At 61.1% G+C, this 17,722-nt stretch carries 14 protein-coding genes and 1 pseudogene; 1 reads left to right on the forward strand and 14 read right to left on the reverse strand.

Going from position 1 to position 17,722, the window contains the following annotated elements; genetic code table 11:
* Positions 1-257: 257 nt before the first annotated feature.
* From tyrS to argH, 4 genes are all read right to left on the reverse strand, one after another.
* Positions 258-1,514, reverse strand: a complete 1,257-nt coding sequence (gene tyrS, locus DDD63_RS06495; protein ID WP_108715683.1) for a tyrosine--tRNA ligase — start codon at positions 1,512-1,514, stop codon at positions 258-260.
* 118 nt (positions 1,515-1,632) lie between these two features.
* Complete coding sequence (locus tag DDD63_RS06500) at positions 1,633-2,097, reverse strand: hypothetical protein (RefSeq protein WP_125482454.1); 465 nt, start codon at positions 2,095-2,097, stop codon at positions 1,633-1,635.
* Between the two features lie 239 nt (positions 2,098-2,336).
* A complete protein-coding gene (locus DDD63_RS06505; protein WP_108715685.1) occupies positions 2,337-2,984 on the reverse strand; it encodes a DNA-3-methyladenine glycosylase in 648 nt (215 codons plus the stop codon).
* Complete coding sequence (argH, locus tag DDD63_RS06510; RefSeq protein ID WP_240611193.1) at positions 2,984-4,408, reverse strand: argininosuccinate lyase; 1,425 nt, start codon at positions 4,406-4,408, stop codon at positions 2,984-2,986. Before argH ends, DDD63_RS06505 begins: the two co-directional genes overlap by 1 nt.
* Positions 4,409-4,467: 59 nt before the next feature.
* Between argH and argF the strand changes: the two genes are divergently transcribed.
* Complete coding sequence (gene argF / locus DDD63_RS06515) at positions 4,468-5,457, forward strand: ornithine carbamoyltransferase (protein WP_108715687.1); 990 nt, start codon at positions 4,468-4,470, stop codon at positions 5,455-5,457.
* A 291-nt stretch (positions 5,458-5,748) separates the two neighbouring features.
* Here argF and DDD63_RS06520 read toward each other — a convergent pair whose 3' ends face one another.
* The 10 genes and pseudogenes from DDD63_RS06520 to hisS form a co-directional block, all read right to left on the reverse strand.
* On the reverse strand, positions 5,749-6,507 hold the full coding sequence (locus tag DDD63_RS06520; RefSeq protein ID WP_108715688.1) for an NADPH-dependent oxidoreductase: 759 nt from the start codon (positions 6,505-6,507) through the stop codon (positions 5,749-5,751).
* A gap of 149 nt (positions 6,508-6,656) precedes the next feature.
* Positions 6,657-7,898 carry an argininosuccinate synthase gene (locus DDD63_RS06525; RefSeq protein ID WP_108715689.1) on the reverse strand — a complete coding sequence of 414 codons (1,242 nt, stop codon included), beginning with the start codon at positions 7,896-7,898 and terminating at the stop codon, positions 6,657-6,659.
* Positions 7,899-8,011: 113 nt separating this feature from the next.
* Positions 8,012-8,503: an arginine repressor gene (argR, locus tag DDD63_RS06530; protein ID WP_108715690.1), complete on the reverse strand. Its 492-nt coding sequence runs from the start codon at positions 8,501-8,503 to the stop codon at positions 8,012-8,014.
* Complete coding sequence (locus DDD63_RS06535) at positions 8,500-9,681, reverse strand: acetylornithine transaminase (RefSeq protein WP_108715691.1); 1,182 nt, start codon at positions 9,679-9,681, stop codon at positions 8,500-8,502. Before DDD63_RS06535 ends, argR begins: the two co-directional genes overlap by 4 nt.
* Positions 9,682-9,917: 236 nt before the next feature.
* Positions 9,918-10,802, reverse strand: a pseudogene (argB, locus tag DDD63_RS06540) (acetylglutamate kinase); the annotation flags it as partial.
* Positions 10,799-11,956 carry a bifunctional glutamate N-acetyltransferase/amino-acid acetyltransferase ArgJ gene (gene argJ, locus DDD63_RS06545; protein WP_108715693.1) on the reverse strand — a complete coding sequence of 386 codons (1,158 nt, stop codon included), beginning with the start codon at positions 11,954-11,956 and terminating at the stop codon, positions 10,799-10,801. The gene argJ and the pseudogene argB, both read right to left, overlap by 4 nt.
* A complete protein-coding gene (gene argC, locus DDD63_RS06550; RefSeq protein ID WP_108715694.1) occupies positions 11,953-12,999 on the reverse strand; it encodes an N-acetyl-gamma-glutamyl-phosphate reductase in 1,047 nt (348 codons plus the stop codon). Before argC ends, argJ begins: the two co-directional genes overlap by 4 nt.
* Positions 13,000-13,054: 55 nt before the next feature.
* Entirely contained in the window at positions 13,055-14,668 is a 1,614-nt protein-coding gene (locus tag DDD63_RS06555; RefSeq protein ID WP_164505482.1) for a GTPase, read from the reverse strand.
* Positions 14,665-16,389: a dynamin family protein gene (locus DDD63_RS06560; protein ID WP_108715696.1), complete on the reverse strand. Its 1,725-nt coding sequence runs from the start codon at positions 16,387-16,389 to the stop codon at positions 14,665-14,667. The genes DDD63_RS06555 and DDD63_RS06560 overlap by 4 nt, the downstream gene beginning before the upstream one ends.
* The gene (gene hisS / locus DDD63_RS06565; RefSeq protein WP_108715697.1) at positions 16,386-17,705 is read right to left on the reverse strand and encodes a histidine--tRNA ligase; all 1,320 of its coding nucleotides are present in this window, start codon (positions 17,703-17,705) and stop codon (positions 16,386-16,388) included. The genes DDD63_RS06560 and hisS overlap by 4 nt, the downstream gene beginning before the upstream one ends.
* Between the last annotated feature and the right edge of the window lie 17 nt (positions 17,706-17,722).

Raw genomic sequence — 17,722 nt, forward strand, 5'->3', positions numbered from 1 at the left:
GGCAGGTTCCGCGCCTGATGCGTTCTGGCGGCGCTGATCGTGGCCGGGGCACGGGCCGCGAGGCTCCCCTCGCGCCTTGCCTTCCGAGCCTTCAGATGAACACACGAAGGACGGGTCAATACGCAAGATGACGGCTCCGAGTACATTGCCTACGGCGCAGGCAAAGTCCGTGCCCCGATACCAGCGGGAACGGCCCGATGCCTACGCCGATGCGAAGAGAGCCAACTGCTTACATGAACAACTGGGACGGGCAAGCCCTATTGCACCCGCGCCACCGCAAGGTTCTTCTTGCCCTTGCGCAGTAGCACGATGCCGCCAGGTAAAACATCGCCGCTGCGCACCTCCTGACCATCGACCACCTTCCGGTTGTTAACGTAGAGTCCCCCGGAGGCAACGGTACGTCGTGCCGCGCCGATGCCCTTTTCGAGTCCGGCCTGAACAAACGCGTTGACGACAGGCTCCCCAAAAGCGATAGTCGCCTGTGGCAACTCGGCCACGGCATCGGCCAGGGTTTCGGCATCCAGCGCGCTCAACTCCTCACCGCCGAATAACGCCCGGGATGCCGCAATGACGCGCTCGGTGGCATCGGCTCCGTGGACCCACGTCGTCACGTCCTCCGCCAGAATGCGCTGTGCCTGCCGCGCCGCCGGGCGCTCCTGCACCATTCGCTCCAACTCCTCAATTTCCTCCCTTGTGCGGAAGGTGAAGATTTTGAGCATACGTATAACGTCGTCGTCGGCGATATTGAGCCAGAACTGGTAGAACTTGTATGGGCTGAACATCTCCGGGTTCAGCCAAATTGCCCCACCCTCCGTCTTACCGAACTTCGTGCCGTCCGCCTTGGTAATAAGCGGGTTGGTAAGAACATGCACGTCGGCGTTCTCCACCTTGTGGATGAGTTCCATTCCTCCCACAAGGTTGCCCCACTGATCATTGCCGCCCACTTCCAGCGTGCAACCGTAACGTCGGTACAGCTCCAGGTAGTCGTTGGCTTGCAAGATCTGGTAGCTGAACTCCGTGAAGGAGATGCCCTCGTCGCTGGCGAGCCTACGTGCGACGATGTCCTTTGCGAGCATCGTGCCAAGACGGAAATGCTTGCCCAGGTCACGCAGGAAGTCGACCGCGCTCATGGACGCCGTCCAATCAAGATTGTTGACGATACGCGCCGGATTCTCCCCCTCGAAATCGAGCAAGCTCTCCAGTTGTCCGCGCAGAGCGTCCGCCCACCGCGCCACCACGTCCTTCGTGTTCAGCGTGCGTTCCCCCTTGGCACGCGGATCGCCGATAAGACCCGTTGCTCCCCCTACCAACGCCAGCGGATGGTGACCCGCCAACTGCAGGTGCCGCATAACCTTCACCGCCACCAGATGACCGTGATGCAAAGAGGGCGCGGTCGGATCGAAACCGCAATAGTAAGTGACCGGCCCGTTGTTCAGAGCGCTGCGCAGCGCTTCCAAATCGGTGTGCTGAGCAATAAGCCCGCGCCACTGCAGTTCGTCGAGGACGTCAGTCACTTCTCCGCCTTTCCTACGGTTGGGCCCGACCATCGGGCACATGCCTAAGTCTGCCCTGTCAGCACTAAGATCGCTAATCTCGCCCTGCGCTTGGTCTACCCGCCCACGTCCTTTGCCATCATCGACGTACGAGCCGTTGCAATTCGAGTACCACCTGCATAGGAATTTCCGTGCCGGACATGCGCGGAGTCCACCGCACACCGGGGGCAACAAGCCGCAACATGCTCAATGGCACCGGGGCGTCTAACTCCATGAGATCCGTGAACTCTATATCGACGTAGCCCGTCTCACGAGAGCGCGCCAGCGGATTCCAATGCGGTCCCAGACGGATCTCACTGCAAATCTCCACAAGCGCCACCGCACCGCGTGGAGCCTGCCCGACCTTGACGACGACGCCGCGGTCTCCCGCGGCCATGCCGCGGCGACGCGCCCCGGTGTTCCATCTAGAACGAATCCGCGCACCAGCATCCAATTGCGGAATCCAGCGCCGCCAGTCAGGGTAAGGGTCATAGGCCAGCTTCGGATTCACAAGGAAAAGGAACGCCCGTTGCTCCCTCTCAGGCTCAGGTTCTCTCTCAGTCACCACGGCACCGCTTCTTTCTCACCGCAACACTGCCGCCCTCGGTGCGGTGGTGACCCGCAATACCGGCCGCACCGACGCTGGCGCTGCATCAACGGGTACGGCTGCCGACTTCAACCGAGCCGATTCCATCGCCGATCCGGCACTATCAGCACGACCGACGCCGTCCGCGCAAAAGGCCCGCACGACGGACGCAAGGCCCCCACCGAGGCGCCCGCTAATCACTTGCGCTCTCATAGCCTCTATGACCGCTTGGCCGAGCGACGCCGCGGAGGTGCTGCCCGACGATATGCCGACACCGTCGGGTCGCCATCAATCCAGTAGCGCCACGGGAAGGCTTGTCCGTCACCGCCAATTCCGGAGACTCCCACACGCCCACCACTGCGTATCGTGCCGGGAGCCGGTCCCTCCCTGCTCGTCACCGCGACGACGACGTCGTCCGGGGCGGCGGCGTCGTCAAAAAGCACGCCGTCGAGAGTTATCGGACTGCCATCGGCTGAGTGATCGATGCCGAGGCACCGCACCAAATTGGCAGGTCCACGCGCCAGTTCGCGATCTCTTATCACTCCCGGTCGCCGCTGACGCGCAATCTCCAGTCCCTCCACCACCTCACCGGCACGCAGAAGCACTCCCCCGGCCGTTCCTTCCGGCCACGCAACCAGATTTAGGCAATAGTGCATTCCGTAGGTGAAATACACGTAGGCATGGCCTGGAGCAAGATACAGCGAGTTGTTCCGTTCCGTCCTTCCCCGGAAGGCGTGGGAGCCGGGATCAACCTTGCCACAGTACGCTTCGACCTCCGTCAATCGAACACGCACTCCGGCAACGTCGATATAAGCGCCGAGCAGTTGCGGAGCCACCTCCACCGGACTCGCCGCCAGGTCAAGCATCAGCGCGCCACGATTCGTGACTCGGTGAAACCGCGGCGGTGTTCCACAACTGAGCGTGCCTTCGCGAGCTGTTCCGCAACGCGGACCGGGGCCGTTCCCCCTCGACCCGAACGCGCCGCTACCGCCCCGGCCACATTGAGAACATTGCGCACCTGCGCGGTCAGCCTACTATCGATACCGGCAAGGTCCTTGTCGCTCAGGTCCCACAGTTCTATTCCGCGCCGTTCGCATTCGCGCACGCAGGCACCGGAGATCTCGTGTGCCTGCCGGAAGGGAACCCCCTGCCGGACCAACCACTCGGCAATGTCGGTCGCCAAGGAGAATCCCTGCGGTGCCAGCTCCGCCATACGCTCCAGTTGCAGCGTCATAGTGGCGAGCATTCCCGCCACTGCCGGCAACAACACATCTAAGGTATCGACTTGGTCGAACACCGGTTCCTTGTCTTCCTGCAGGTCACGGGCATACGCCAGTGGAAGGCCCTTGAGTGCGGCCAGTAAGCCCGCCAAATCTCCGATCAGGCGCCCAGACTTGCCACGCGCGAGTTCGGCAACATCGGGGTTCTTCTTCTGGGGCATAATCGACGACCCGGTGGAATAGGCATCGTCGAGAGTGACGAAGCCGAACTCCTTCGTATTCCAAATGATGACCTCTTCGCTGACACGAGAGATATCGATACCGATCTGCGCCATGATGTACGAGAACTCGGCCACGACATCTCGCGAGGACGTGCCGTCGATTGAGTTCTCGCTGACAGTGGCGAAACCGAGGTCCGCGGCCACGCTTTCGGGATCCAGCCCCAGAGTGTTGCCCGCCAAGGCTCCCGAGCCGTACGGACTGGCTGCCGCCCGCGCATCCCAGTCCACAAGCCGGTCGATATTGCGCAGCATCGGCCAGACGTGGGCGAGTAACTGGTGAGCGACCAACACCGGTTGGGCGTGTTGCATGTGCGTTCGGCCCGGCATCACGGCGTCTCCGGCAGCCGCGGCCTGCGCCACCAGCGCGTCAACGACGTCGAGGAGCTTACCACCGACAACACGGGCCTCGTCACGCAGGTACATGCGGATCAAGGTGGCGATCTGATCGTTTCGGGACCGCCCGGCCCGCAGTCGACCTCCGAGTTCGTCTCCCGCTCGCTCCAGGAGCCCGCGTTCCAATGCTGTATGTACGTCCTCATCATCCGGAGCGGGAACGAAAACACCCGCCGCCACATCCCTATCGAGTTCGTCCAGTGCAACGAGCATGGCACGCAGTTGGTTGCTGTCCAAAAGTCCAGCGGCATGCAGCGCTCGCGCATGCGCCCGTGAACCCGCAATGTCATAACGTGCCAAACGCCAGTCGAACTGCGTGGAACGCGAGAGCTCGGTTAGTGCATCCGCCGGAGCGCCGGCGAAGCGGCCACCCCACAGTGCGATGTGATTACTCATAGTGACCATGTTATGCACCCGGCTGTGTTCGTGGTGTAGGCGCCCGCTACACTTGCGGCATGGATCTCAAGGGACGCTCTTTCCTCAAGGAACAAGACTTCACGCCGGATGAGTGGCTGTCATTTGTCGATCTGGCCGCGCAGCTCAAACACGAGCGGCGAACCGGAATGGAGACTCAGCGACTGGTCGGCAAGTCCATCGCGCTGATTTTCGAAAAGACTTCCACGCGTACACGTTGCGCCTTCGAAGTCGCGGCATTCCAGCAGGGTGCACACACCACGTACCTGGACCCGCAAGGCTCTCAGATCGGCCACAAGGAATCCATCGCCGATACTGCGCGTGTTCTGGGCAGAATGTTCGACGGCATTGAATTCCGTGGTGATCGCCAAGCCGATGCCGAGAAATTAGCGCAGTACGCGGGTGTACCCGTCTTCAACGGCTTGACCGATCACTGGCATCCCACGCAGATGCTTGCCGATGCACTGACGATTCGTGAGCACACGAATAAGCCGTTTACCGAGGTTGCGCACGCGTATCTTGGCGACGCCCGTTTCAACACCGGCCGTTCCTTGCTGGTATCTTCCGCGATGCTCGGAATGGACGTGCGGATCGTGGCACCCGAGGCCTACCAGCCCGATGCGCAGGCCGTGGAAATCGCGCAAGAGGCGGCGAAGATCACCGGCGCACGGATCACAATCACGGACGATGTGGAAAGCGGCGTGCGCGGAGCCGATGTGGTCTCCACCGATATTTGGGTATCCATGGGTGAGCCGAAAGCGGTGTGGCAAGAGCGCGTCAATATCCTGCGCCCCTATCAGGTCAATAGGGCCGTTATGGATCTGACAGGCAATCCGGATGCAATTTTCATGCACTGCTTGCCATCATTCCACGATCTTGAGACCAGCGTCGGCAAAGAGGTCTACGAACTCACGGGAATGGAGGCCCTCGAGGTAACCGATGAGGTTTTCAACAGCAGCCGCTCGGCCGTTTTCGACCAGGCGGAGAATCGTATGCACACCATCAAGGCAGTGCTAGTTGCGACGCTGTAGGCCAGCACTGTAGCGCATGCTCGCCAGAAGACCTCCGACGCTCATGCCGGGCTGGACGCGGGCGCAAACGTACACGGCAACCCATGTTTGCTGGACGCGGCAATGTGCATTAGTCGGGGCATCCTGGGCTCGACGCGCCACGTACACTTATCGCGCCACGTACACTTATCGCGGCCTTGTGCGTTCGATGCGAGCATTGCGCCGCATCGTGGGAGCACCGACTTGGCCATGCTATGCCTCCACACGCCATAGCATGGCCAAAGATCGCAGGGGCGTTATTCGCCCCGGGTCTCACAGCGCCAGATCGTAGCCCTGTTTGCGTACTACGCGCAGCAGTTGCGCACGGTTCGGCTTTACCACCGCCATGCGTGTGACCGTTTGCTTGGTGAACGAGTCCACCGCACGGCCCGGTTCGCGCAGGTCATAGTACGTCTGCAGGACGTCGTCGTAATCCACCAGCGCCTCGCCCCACGACTCCGGCTCGGCGTAATGGTTCTCCATCACGCGCAGTTTCATCTCCATCCGCGGCTTCAGCTGCGGTTCCTGGGCCGGTGTGCCAATGCACAATCCGACCACCGGGAAGGTCAGCGGTGGGAGAGCTAGTAAATCAATCACACGCTCGGCGTCGTTGAGAATGTTGCCGAAGTAATTGGTTCCCAGCCCCAGCGATTCCGCGGCGACAACTACGTTTTGTGCCATGAGGCAGGCGTCGGTGAAACCTTCCGTAAAAGCATCCATGGATGCCGGGCCGGGTCCGGGCGCGTCCTGTTCTTCCAGAATGCTCTGTGATCGATGCGTATCTACGATGAAAATCCACAGTTCGGGAGCTTCGGCCATATACGCCTGTGTCGCGACCTCTGCAAGATCCTCCCGTAGCGCCTGATCCGTTACACGGATGATTGAGGCATGCTGCATATTGCGCGACGTAGCAGTGCGCCGCGCCACCTCTAGCAACTGCTCAAGCTGCTCGGGCGGAATCGGCTGCGTGCCGAACTTACGAATTGTTCGATGGTTCAACTGGCTGGCAATCGTGCTATTCAACGGGTCCATGCCCCAAGTATGACATCCCCGCAGCTGTCGCGACCATGCCTGGCACATTCCAGAGTCGGCGGTGGTGACGACCAAGTAAACGCAATCCGGCACCCACCGCGAGCTAGGGCCTCGGCGGGCACCGGATCTACGTTATTCAAACAGGAGAATCAGTGGAGATTCGGCTTCCCCATGGCCTCACCGCGCCCGAACCGGACATCGCGGGCGGCCGCCAGTTTCGAGGTCAGACCGAAGATCTCGATGAATCCCTTGGCGTTGGCCTGGTTATACGTGTCCCCGGCATCATACGTGGCGAGGTTGAAGTCGTACAGCGATGTGTCCGAGCGGCGGCCGGTCACAACGGCGCTTCCACCGTGCAGTGTCATCCGGATATCACCGGACACGTACTCTTGCGTGTCGCGAATGAAGGCGTCCAGAGATCGCTTCAACGGCGAGAACCACTGCCCCTCGTACACCAGATTCGTCCATTGGTCGGAAACGGTACGCTTGAAGCGCGCTTGGTCACGATCCATCGTGACATTCTCCAACTCCCGATGAGCCGTGATCAGCGCCATGGCGCCGGGAGCCTCATAGATCTCACGCGACTTGATACCCACAAGCCGGTCTTCGACGATGTCGATGCGGCCAATGCCCTGCGCACCAGCGCGTCGGTTCATCTCCTGAATGGCCTCCAGTGGTGTCACGGCCCGGCCGTCAATAGCAACCGGGATGCCTTTGTCGAATGTGATCGTCACCTCGTCGGGTAGCGGCGGATACGTCGGATCATCGGTGTAGTTGTAAACGTCCTTCGTCGGAGCATTCCATAGGTCCTCGAGGAAGCCCGTCTCAATCGCCCGCCCCCATACGTTTTGGTCGATGGAGAACGGGTTGTGGTGAGTGGTCTCAATGGGCAGCTTATGTTCATTAGCGTAGTTGATGGCGAATTCACGCGTCATGGCAAGATCACGGACCGGTGAAATGCAGGTCAGATCGGGTGCAAGCGAGGTGATTCCGTTTTCAAACCGTACCTGGTCATTGCCCTTACCGGTGCACCCGTGAGCCACCACCGTTGCTCCGAACTGCCGCGCTGCGGTCACAAGATGCTTGACGATAACCGGCCGGGAAACAGCGGAAATCAGCGGGTAGGCATCCATGTATAGACCGTTGGCCTGGAGTTCCGGCATACAGTACTCCGTCGCAAACTCATCGCGCGCATCGGCAACATACGCCTCAATCGCTCCACAATCGAGCGCCCGTTGCCGCACCGTCTCGAGGTCTTCGCCTCCTTGCCCGACGTCGACAGACACCGTGACGACTTCCATCCCCGTCTGCTCACCGATCCAGCCGATGGCTACCGATGTGTCCAGGCCGCCCGAATAAGCAAGAACAACACGATCCTTATGTTCCGACATCTCATCTCCTTGTATCTTCCGGCCTGCGCCGGAACGTTTCTCATTATGCTTGACTTCACCGCCCTCCGCGGGACGGCTCATTTATCGAATATCGGCCGTGTGCGCGCTGAGTGCTAGGCCAATGCCAAAAGTTCGCGTAGTAGCCTCTCCGCCTGCCTCTCATCATTGGCGATTACAAGGACGGTGTCGTCGCCGGCGATGCAGCCCAGCACGCCGTCCAGCATGGCCCGGTCGATTCCCGACGCCAGCAGTTGTGCCGCTCCGGGCGGTGTACGCAGCACGACTTGATTGACGGCGCGTTGCGCGCTGATCAAAACCTCTGAGCACCATCTATCGAGCTGGGCACGTGCCCCCTGCGCGGCAGCAACCGTCTCCCCCGGATCCGGGATCTGATACACCTGCTGACCGGAGCTGTTTCTTACTTTCACCGCCCGCAACTCCTCTAAATCGCGCGAGAGAGTCGCCTGAGTCACGGAGATTCCTTCGTCCGCCAAACGCGCGCGCAAGGCTCTCTGGGATCCAATGGCATCCTTGGCCAATAGCTGCACAATCAGGGCCTGCCGTGCAGCGCGGGTCGTAGGAATCGCGACCTGCGACGCACTCATAATCCGGCCTGCAGTTCTGGTGCCAGTTCACTCATGGCGGCGACGAAGGGCGCCAGGTCTTCTTGGGTGACCACCAGTGGAGGTGCCAGCCGGATAGTCTGCGGATTCGGCGCGTTTACGATAATTCCCCGCTCCAGCAATGAGTCGCGTGCGCGAGCCGAGTCATTGACTTCGACCCCGAGGAGCAAACCGGCGCCGCGCACCCGGTATCCACATTCTTGCAACTGTGCAGCCAGCCAGGTACCGACCTCCCGCACATGTGGAAGCAGCTTCTCGACTTCTTCCAGCACGACAAGGGAGGCCGCGCTTGCCACCGGATTTCCGCCGAATGTGGAACCGTGACTGCCCGGGCCGAGTAAACCGGCAGCATTTCCCACCGCCACGCAGGCTCCAATCGGGAAACCACCGGCCAAGGCCTTTGCCAAGGTGACGACGTCGGCGCGCACATGCTCTGCTGAGCAGAGCCACCGACCGGTTCGCCCCACACCTGTTTGCACCTCGTCCATCACAAGTAGTGCGCTATGAGCATCGCAGAGTTCCCGCGCACGTATTAGTGCCTGCTGACTCAGTGGGATGACCCCGGCCTCTCCCTGAATCGGCTCGATGAACAGTGCGGCGACGTCGTCATCAAAGGCTTCTTCCAACGCCTGCGCCGTCGGCTCGACAAATGTGACATTATCGGGCAGCGGGACAAAGGGATCACGCATTGCGGGCTTTTCCGTGACCGACAACGCACCGAGTGTGCGCCCATGGAATGAGTGTGTTAGTGCCAGCACCCGGCCACCGGGCTTATGCAGCCGGGTCACCTTCAATGCGGCCTCATTGGCCTCGGTACCGGAGTTGGCGAAGAAAACCCGGAACGAGGCGCCGTCGTAACCCTCCGCCGCAAAAATGCCGCGCAGTCTTTCTGCCAGTTCCACCTGAGGCGGCGTCGTAAAGAAATTCGACACATGGCCGAGTGTGCGCATTTGCGTTGCCACCGCTTCGACCAGGCGCGGGTGCGCGTATCCGAGCGCGTTCACCGCAATGCCACCCAGCAGGTCGAGATAAGGCGTGCCTGCGTCATCCCACACCGTCACGCCTTCGCCTTTGACCAGCGCAAGCTGCGGCGGGCCGAAGGTATTCATCACAACCCGGCCGTACCGCTGGCTCAGCGTTGTTTCCGGTCTCGCTGTCATTCTGATTCTCCCTGGTGGGCCATATCTTTTTCTGAGCCCTCTCCAGGGTCTCGCTCCATTGTCCCGTCTGGTTCGGCCGCCCCGCCATGCCCGACCGCGACGTTCGATTCGCCTGCCACGCTGGTTTCCTTGTCAGAAATCCGCGCGACTGCCGGAGAATCTCCACCCTGCCTGCGGTGCGCATCAGCAGCCTTCTGCTTCTCCGCCGCCAGCCTGTGCACGTCGCCATCCCAGGAGACGACCGTTCCGATGCCGGCATTGGTAAACACTTCCAACAACATGGAATGCGGCATGCGCCCATCGATGACATGTGCACGGGGCACGCCGCGATCAACCGCACGCAGCGCGGCCTCCATTTTCGGCGCCATGCCAGAGTCCAACGACGGTAACAGCTCACGCAGTCGACCGGCAGAGATCTTGTCGATGAGAGATGACTTATCAGGCCAGTTCAGATATAGACCCTCGACATCCGTCAACATGATCAACTTCCGGGCTCCCAATGCCACCGCAATCGCGCTGGCTGCGGTATCAGCATTCACGTTCAAGACGTCCTGCGGTCGCTCCACATCCACCGCCACCGTGGAGACAACCGGAATCCGGCCTGCATCCAGCAACTGACTGATGGCCTGCGGATTGACTTCGACGATGTCGCCCACATGCCCCACATCAACCAATCGTCCGTCGATCATCGCCCTTCGCCGTTGCGCGGTCAGAAGCCCGGCGTCCTCTCCGGACAGCCCAACCGCATACGGTGCATCAACATTCATCAAGGACACAATCTCGCGCTGCACCTTACCGGTTAGCACCATACGCACGACATCCATGGTGTCGCTGGTAGTCACACGCAGTCCGCCGCGGAACTCGGATTCGATGCCAACACGCTCCAACATCCGATTGATCTGCGGACCGCCGCCGTGTACCACCACCGGGCGGATACCGACGTGGTGCAGGAAGGTGACATCTTGCGCAAATGCCGCCTTGAGTTCTTCGGAGAGCATGGCATTTCCGCCGTATTTTATGACGAAGGTCTGACCTTCGAACTCCCGAATCCAAGGCAAGGCCTCGACCAGCACCTCGGTCTTCTCGCGCGCACGTTGCAGGCGATTCAGAATCTCACTCATGATGAATACGCCGAATTCTCCGTCACATAGTCATAGGTCAAATCGTTGGTCAACACGCGGACGGATTCCGCGCCTGCCTTCAAATCAATACCGATGGTCACCAAGCGATCATCCATATTGACGTTCTCACGTGGATCACCAATCCCGCCATTGCGGCATACCGTCACACCATTGATGATGACATCAACCGCATCCGGGTCAAACGGCGCACTGGCCTGGGGCACGGTACCCATTGATGCCAGAACCCTTCCCCAATTCGGATCATTGCCGAAAATGGCGGCCTTGAGTAGATTGGAGCGCGCGACGGCCCGGGCTACAGCCAAACCAGCGTCTTGCGACGACGCGCCGGTAACTTCGATCGCGATATCGTGCGAGGCTCCTTCCGCGTCCCCGATAAGCTGTGCCGCAAGATCTTGCGCCACTCTTGTTAATGCCGCGGTGAACTCCTCCGGCTCGGGGCGGTATCCCGAGGCGCCGTTGGCCAGCAGGATAACCGTGTCATTGGTAGACATGCAGCCGTCAGAATCGATGCGGTTGAATGACATCTCGACCGCCGCATCCAGGGCAAGTTGCGCGGTCTCACGACTCACCGAAGCATCGGTAGTAATCACCACAAGCATCGTCGCCAACTGCGGCGCGAGCATACCTGCGCCCTTTGCCATACCACCGATCGTGAAATCTCCGGTGAGTGCGGCCGTTTTCGGAACGGTGTCTGTTGTCAAAATCGCACGGGCAGCCGCCTTTCCACCCTCATCCGTTAGCGCCTCGAGGGCCATCCCGACGCCGCGCCGGATAGCGCGCATATCCAACCGCTGCCCAATCAACCCGGTTGAACAGACGGCTACATCCGCCGCCGCCACATCAAGACTGCGGGCGACGAGGTGCGCGGTAGCCACAGCATCGGCGTAACCGGCCTCGCCCGTGCAGGCGTTGGCGCCGCCCGAGTTCAGTACCACGGCGCGTAGACTGCCGTCACTCACAGCTGAACGGGTCCACGCCACCGGTGCCGCATAGACACGATTTGAGGTGGTCACCGCCGCCGCACTGTATTCAGGGCCATCATTAACGACGACGGCGATGTCCTCGCGCCCATCTTCCTTCAATCCTCCGGCAACTCCGGCCGCACGAAATCCCTTGGCAGCGGTAACTGTCACGGTGCTACTCCATTCACGGTCAGGCCTCGGCCTTCGGGCAGGCCCAGCGCCACATTGAGGGACTGAATTGCGGCTCCCGCCGTCCCTTTCACTAAATTGTCGATGGCACATATCGCGGTCAATCGTCTCCCATCACGATCCAGAACCGCCTTGACCAGCGCTGTATTTGAGCCCTGTACCATGGCCGTGGTGGGCCAGGCCTGACTGATCCGGACAAAGGTTTCGGAGCGATACGCTGACGTATACGCGTCCACGACGTCGTCGGCAGTCGCTCCCGGCCGCACCGGAATTGACACCGTGGCAAGAATCCCGCGAGACATCGGGACAAGAACCGGAGTGAATGCCAGTGTCGTAGTTGTTCCACCTGCCGCACGCAAGTTCTGGGCGATCTCCGGAATGTGCCGGTGACTGCCACCGACAGCGTAAGGCGCACCGGATCCCAGCGCCTCGGCTGCCAGCAAGTGAGGCTTCAATCCTTTTCCGGCACCCGAATAGCCGACGGAAAGGATGGCCACAATATCCGCACCATCTGCCAGCCCCGCCTTGACCGCGGGCTGAGCGGCCAACGTTACAGCCGACGCGTTGCATCCCGGCGAGGCGATGTAACGTGATCGGCGGAGAATCTCCCGCTGCGATGGGCCCTGCGCCCTTGCCAATTCCGGCATGCCGTAGGCCCATGGTGCGGCTGCCTCGCTGCCGTAGAAGGATTCCCAGTCTGCCGCAGACTCGAGCCGATGGTCCGCACCAAGGTCAACGATGTAGCACTGCGGATTAAGGGATTGGATCTGCGCGGTGATACGCCCAGAGGTTCCATGGGGTAGGCCGAGGATCGCAATATCGGCGTCGGCGAGAACCTCTGCCTCGGTCGGCTGAACCTCCTGCTCGGCCAGCGAGCGCAAATGCGGTTGATACTGCTCCAATGCGCCGGTGGATGTTCCCGCGCATAGAGCACCGACCTCCAGATCCGGATGTGCTTCGATCAGGCGGAGAACCTCGCCTCCTGCATACCCGGTTGCTCCGGCAACCGACACCTTCCACGTCATGTGTATAACTATACGTGCGGGCGTATTATTCAGCGGTCGCGTCCAGCATCCGGCGTTAGTCGCTCTCCCCCGTGGCGCGCACACGCCGCAGGGATCCCACGCAGCTCCAGAATGTCGCATATTGCTCGCGTGCCTGCGTAATCGGTTGCAAGACATTCTCCTCCGCCTGCTGGGAGATCCCGGCCGAAAGACGCTTTGTCACGCGCTCACGCAGCCGGTCCTTTCCCCGCTCGATCAGCGCACCCGCCATGAGGGACAACATAATGCCCAGTAGCAGTCCGCCGACCGCCAGCAGAAGGGGCAGAGGGAAGATTCCCGCATACGGCGGCTCCGGCAGTCGTATGTGCAATACATCCACCAGCCATAGACCAAGCAACCAGACGATTCCAAATAGCGTGGTCAGGAAGGCCAGCCACTGCATCGCACCCAGCGGGAGCCACCACAACGGCCGACGTTCCTCCTCCAGATCTGCGCGTGCCAGGACCTCGTCGGCAGCAGCACGGAAATCCTGCGCGGAGGCGACGGCGGATTCGGCCACCCGCTCCCGCCAGACCCGCGGCATCGGGCTCACCGCCTCTTCCGCGTATCGTTGCACCGCACTGCGCGCACCCACGGCCAGTACGGGCGAGGTTGCCAAAGAGGTGACCGGGGCAATCCCCGACTCGGTGGTTTGGCGCCGCAGATGGAGGCGGGCAAGCGGATCCTCTGCACGCAGATGCCACAAGGCCTTCAACGGACATGAAGTCGCTCGCTTCGCGCGCAGTTCGTAGGACCGCGCCGCCGCCTCGACAACAATATCGGAACCGCTGGCGCGCGCAATCGCAGCTCCGGCTTCCGCAAAACTCGGCTCCTGGGCAGCGCCGGGCTCCTGACCTCCCTGCTCGTACACGGCGTCCCGTAACTGGGTTCCCACCGTCCGCAGATCAGCCGCAAGCCGCTGCGCGGCCGCCTGTCTGGTTCGCGCGACGGAGAAGACGCGTTCGCGCAGCTCATCAATCCCTTCACCCGTTGCCGCCGATGTCGCCAAGACTTCGACAGTCACTCCATCGGCCTGCACCAGCTTTTGCGCGTCACTGAGTACGCAGGGCACCTCGGCGGGATCAATGCGGTCGATCTGGTTGAGAACGACTAGGAGAACAGCCGAGTGCTCGACCTGTGCTCGCAAGAAGTCCTCGTGAATTACCGCATCGGCGTACTTCTGCGGATCGAGAACCCACACAATCACATCGGAACGCGCTACCAGATACTCGGCCTGCCTCCGATTGTCTTCCTCCGTGGAGTCGATGTCCGGCAAATCCAGCAGTACTAGATTTCCCTCGTCCTCGGGCAGGTCCTCCACCGTGTGTTGATTCTCGACGCCCATCCAGTCCAGGAGAGCAAAAGATTGTCCCCGGCTGACCGCCAACGCTTCACTGGTGGTCGGGCGACGCATCGTCACCTCGGCCACGTCGTGGGCCGCAAATGCGTTCAAAAGTGAGGACTTTCCCGAGCCGGTGGCACCCGCAAAGGCAACCACTGTATGTTCGAGTCCCTGGGCTTGCCTCCCGCGCGCACGTTCCAGCAATTCGGCCGCCTCATCCGTGGCCCGGCCAGGAAGCTTTCCAACAGCGAGATTCACTGCAACATCCAGTTGCTCCAGACCGTCGACCAAGGTCACTGTGTCTGTCACCGCGATTCCTTCCCACGTGCTGCTGCAACAGCCGCAAACGCCGCCACGACGGCGTCGTAATTGTCAGAATCCAAATCGATACCGGCAACGGCATCGTCGAACGGCGCGGTATCGGCAGCCAGGAAAGCCGAGGCCCGAATAAGCAGGCTCTCGCGCGCCTGCCGTGCCATCCTCCTGACCGCATCATCGCCGAAAACGGCCTCGAGCAGTCGCTGCGCCAGCACGGCGGTTCCACCCGCCACCGCTACCTCACCACCTGTGAGCCCCGCCGTAGAAGCGAAGATGGTAATCATCAATGCTGCCCCGAGAAGGTTCACACCTACCGATAGCGCCCGGGCCGTCGCCATTCGACCGTGACCTTCCTCGCGAATCATATCGATCACATCACGTTGCCACGCCCGAATGGACTCAGTTGCTGCTTCGCTTCGTTCCACATGGCTGCGCACGTTACGGCGCGCCGCGTCCAACAGTGGCTGGGCGCCCGGAATGTTCGTCCACGCGGTGCTGATCGCGGCAAGGGTATCTTCACACTGGGCCACGAACAGGCTATGCAGCGAATCCTCAATGGCATCTTCCGTGGCAGCTCCGTCCGGCTTGCGTTTTCCGCGTATCCAACTCCCCATGCGGTCGCGCAAAGATGATACGCCGCCCTCCAGCCGTTTCATCCAAGCACCGGTACCGATGATTTCCTGCCATCGTTCCAGCACCTCGCCTCGTAGCATGCTTCCATCTCCAAGAGCAGACACAATGCTCTGTTCCGTGGCGGCGGACGCGTCCTCCACAGCGGCAGCGAGTCGGTCGCGGGTGCCGAATTGCTCGGTTAGTCCTTCGAGCACCGCCCGCCGCTGCGCCAGCAATCCGTCGACAGCTCCCCCGAGCGTCTGGCGTGCAACGGATGAACGGGCCCCAGCGTCGCGCGCAAGACCCTGCAACCAGCCACGCACAGGCGCAATGTCCTCGCGCGGGATGAAGCCCTCCTCGTCGAGGCGTTCGGTAATTGAGAACAGCGGTACGGCACCCAGTCCGCGTTCCTCGAGGCGTCGCGCCAGGTCCGGTCGTACTTCCGCTCCGGCGCCCATCGGGAGCCGGTTCAGGACCACGGCCACCACCACATTACGTGCGGCCGCCTCGTCGAGCAAAGCCCACGGTATCGCGTCCGCGTAGCGGGCGGCGCTCGTCACAAAAACCCATAGGTCCGCGGCATTGAGGAGCTGCCCCGCCAAACGCCGGTTCTCCTCGACCACCGAGTCGATATCGGGAGAGTCGAGAAGCGCCAGACCGCTGGGGAGATGGTCACTTGCGGCCAAAGCCAGCTCACTGTGTGCATCTCCAGCACCGCGGTCCGCCGCCACACGCTCAAGACCGGGAAGGATACGCGTCGGCTCGAACCACTGCGCATCCTGCGTGTTATGAAACAGAAGTGGGCGGCGGGTTGTCGGGCGGATCGCGGACACCGCAGCTACACACTCACGTACCAAGGAGTTGACCAAGGTGGACTTGCCCGAACCGGTTGATCCGCCGACAACGGCTAGCAGTGGCGCATCCAACGACTTGTAACGCGGCAGGATGTAGTCGTCGAGTTGGCTGACGATGTCTCCACGCTGCTCGCGTGCTTCTGCCACCGCGGGCGTCTCCAGTGGATAGGTGGCGCGGTCCAGCGAGCCTCGCAGCTCTTCTAAGGGTTCCAGAATGTCTGAATATGACAGTGTTGGGATACTCACTCGGACTCACTTACAAGGCGCGGATAGAGGTCTTCCTCCGCCGGTTTCCACGTGGCCGGGTCGGCCGCGATTTGTTCTCCGGAACGGATGTCCTTGACCTGTTCGCCTTCCTCCGTGTTGAACCAGACATATGGGATGCCCCGGCGATCTGCGAAGCGAATCTGCTTGCCGAATTTGGAACTGTTTGGCGAAACGTCTGCCGGGATGCCACGCCGCCGCAGTGCCATTGCCGTCCTCTCGGCATGCCTGCGTTCCTCCTCATTGTTCACAGCCACTAGCACAGCGGTCGGAACGGAGCGCGTCGCCTTGACGAGACCACGATTGATAACACGCGACACCAGGCGTGAGACCCCAATCGAAAGCCCAACACCCGGGTAGACACGCTTTCCGTCACTGGCCAATGAATCATAACGACCACCGGAACATACGGAGCCAAGATCCTCGTGTCCTACCAAGGTCGACTCGTAGACCGTCCCGGTATAGTAATCCAACCCCCGGGCGATCTTCAGATCGGCGACAACCGACCCGGGAAGCAGGTCATTCGCACCTTCAAGCAGAGCTGCTAGCTCTTCGAGTCCCTGCTCCAATAGCTCCGATGTGTAGCCCAATTCACGTACATGATCGACCACCGAGGCATCCGCACCGTAGATGTCTGCCAGCGCGAGGGCGAGACGCACCTGTTCTTCGGTGGCTCCCACCCGTTCCTGCAGCATTTCCGCCACGACCTGTGGCCCGACTTTATCTAGTTTGTCGGCGACGCGCAGCGTTTCGTCCACGTCCTGGATACCGATGGCCTCGTAGAAGCCCTGCGCAACCTTGCGATTGGAAGCGCGCACGATAACGCGGGGAATGGGTAACTTACCGAGCGCATCAACCATCACCAGCGGCAGTTCGATTTCGTGGTGGAAGGCCAGTGTATCGGTGCCGATAATATCGACATCAGCTTGCACGAATTCCCGGTAGCGACCGTCTTGTGGTCGCTCACCGCGCCACACTTTCTGCATCTGGTAACGCTTGAAGGGGAACTCAAGCTTTCCGGCGTTCTCCAGCACATAACGCGCCAGTGGCACCGTGAGGTCGAAATGCAGTCCCAGTTCGGAGTCGCGCTCATCACCCTGCAGACGCCTGAGCAGGTAAACTTCCTTGGACGTCTCACCCTTGCGTAACAGTTGATCCAGTGGCTCAACAGCACGTGTTTCGATGCCGGCAAATCCGTGTAGCTCAAATGTTGAACGCAGGGTGTCCAGGATGCGCTGCTCGACAATTCGCTCAGCGGGCAACCACTCGGGGAATCCTGACAGAGGGGCAATCTTCATGGCGCATATTCTTTCAC

The sequence above is a fragment of the Actinobaculum sp. 313 genome, from assembly GCF_003073475.1.
Lineage (GTDB): Bacteria > Actinomycetota > Actinomycetes > Actinomycetales > Actinomycetaceae > Asp313.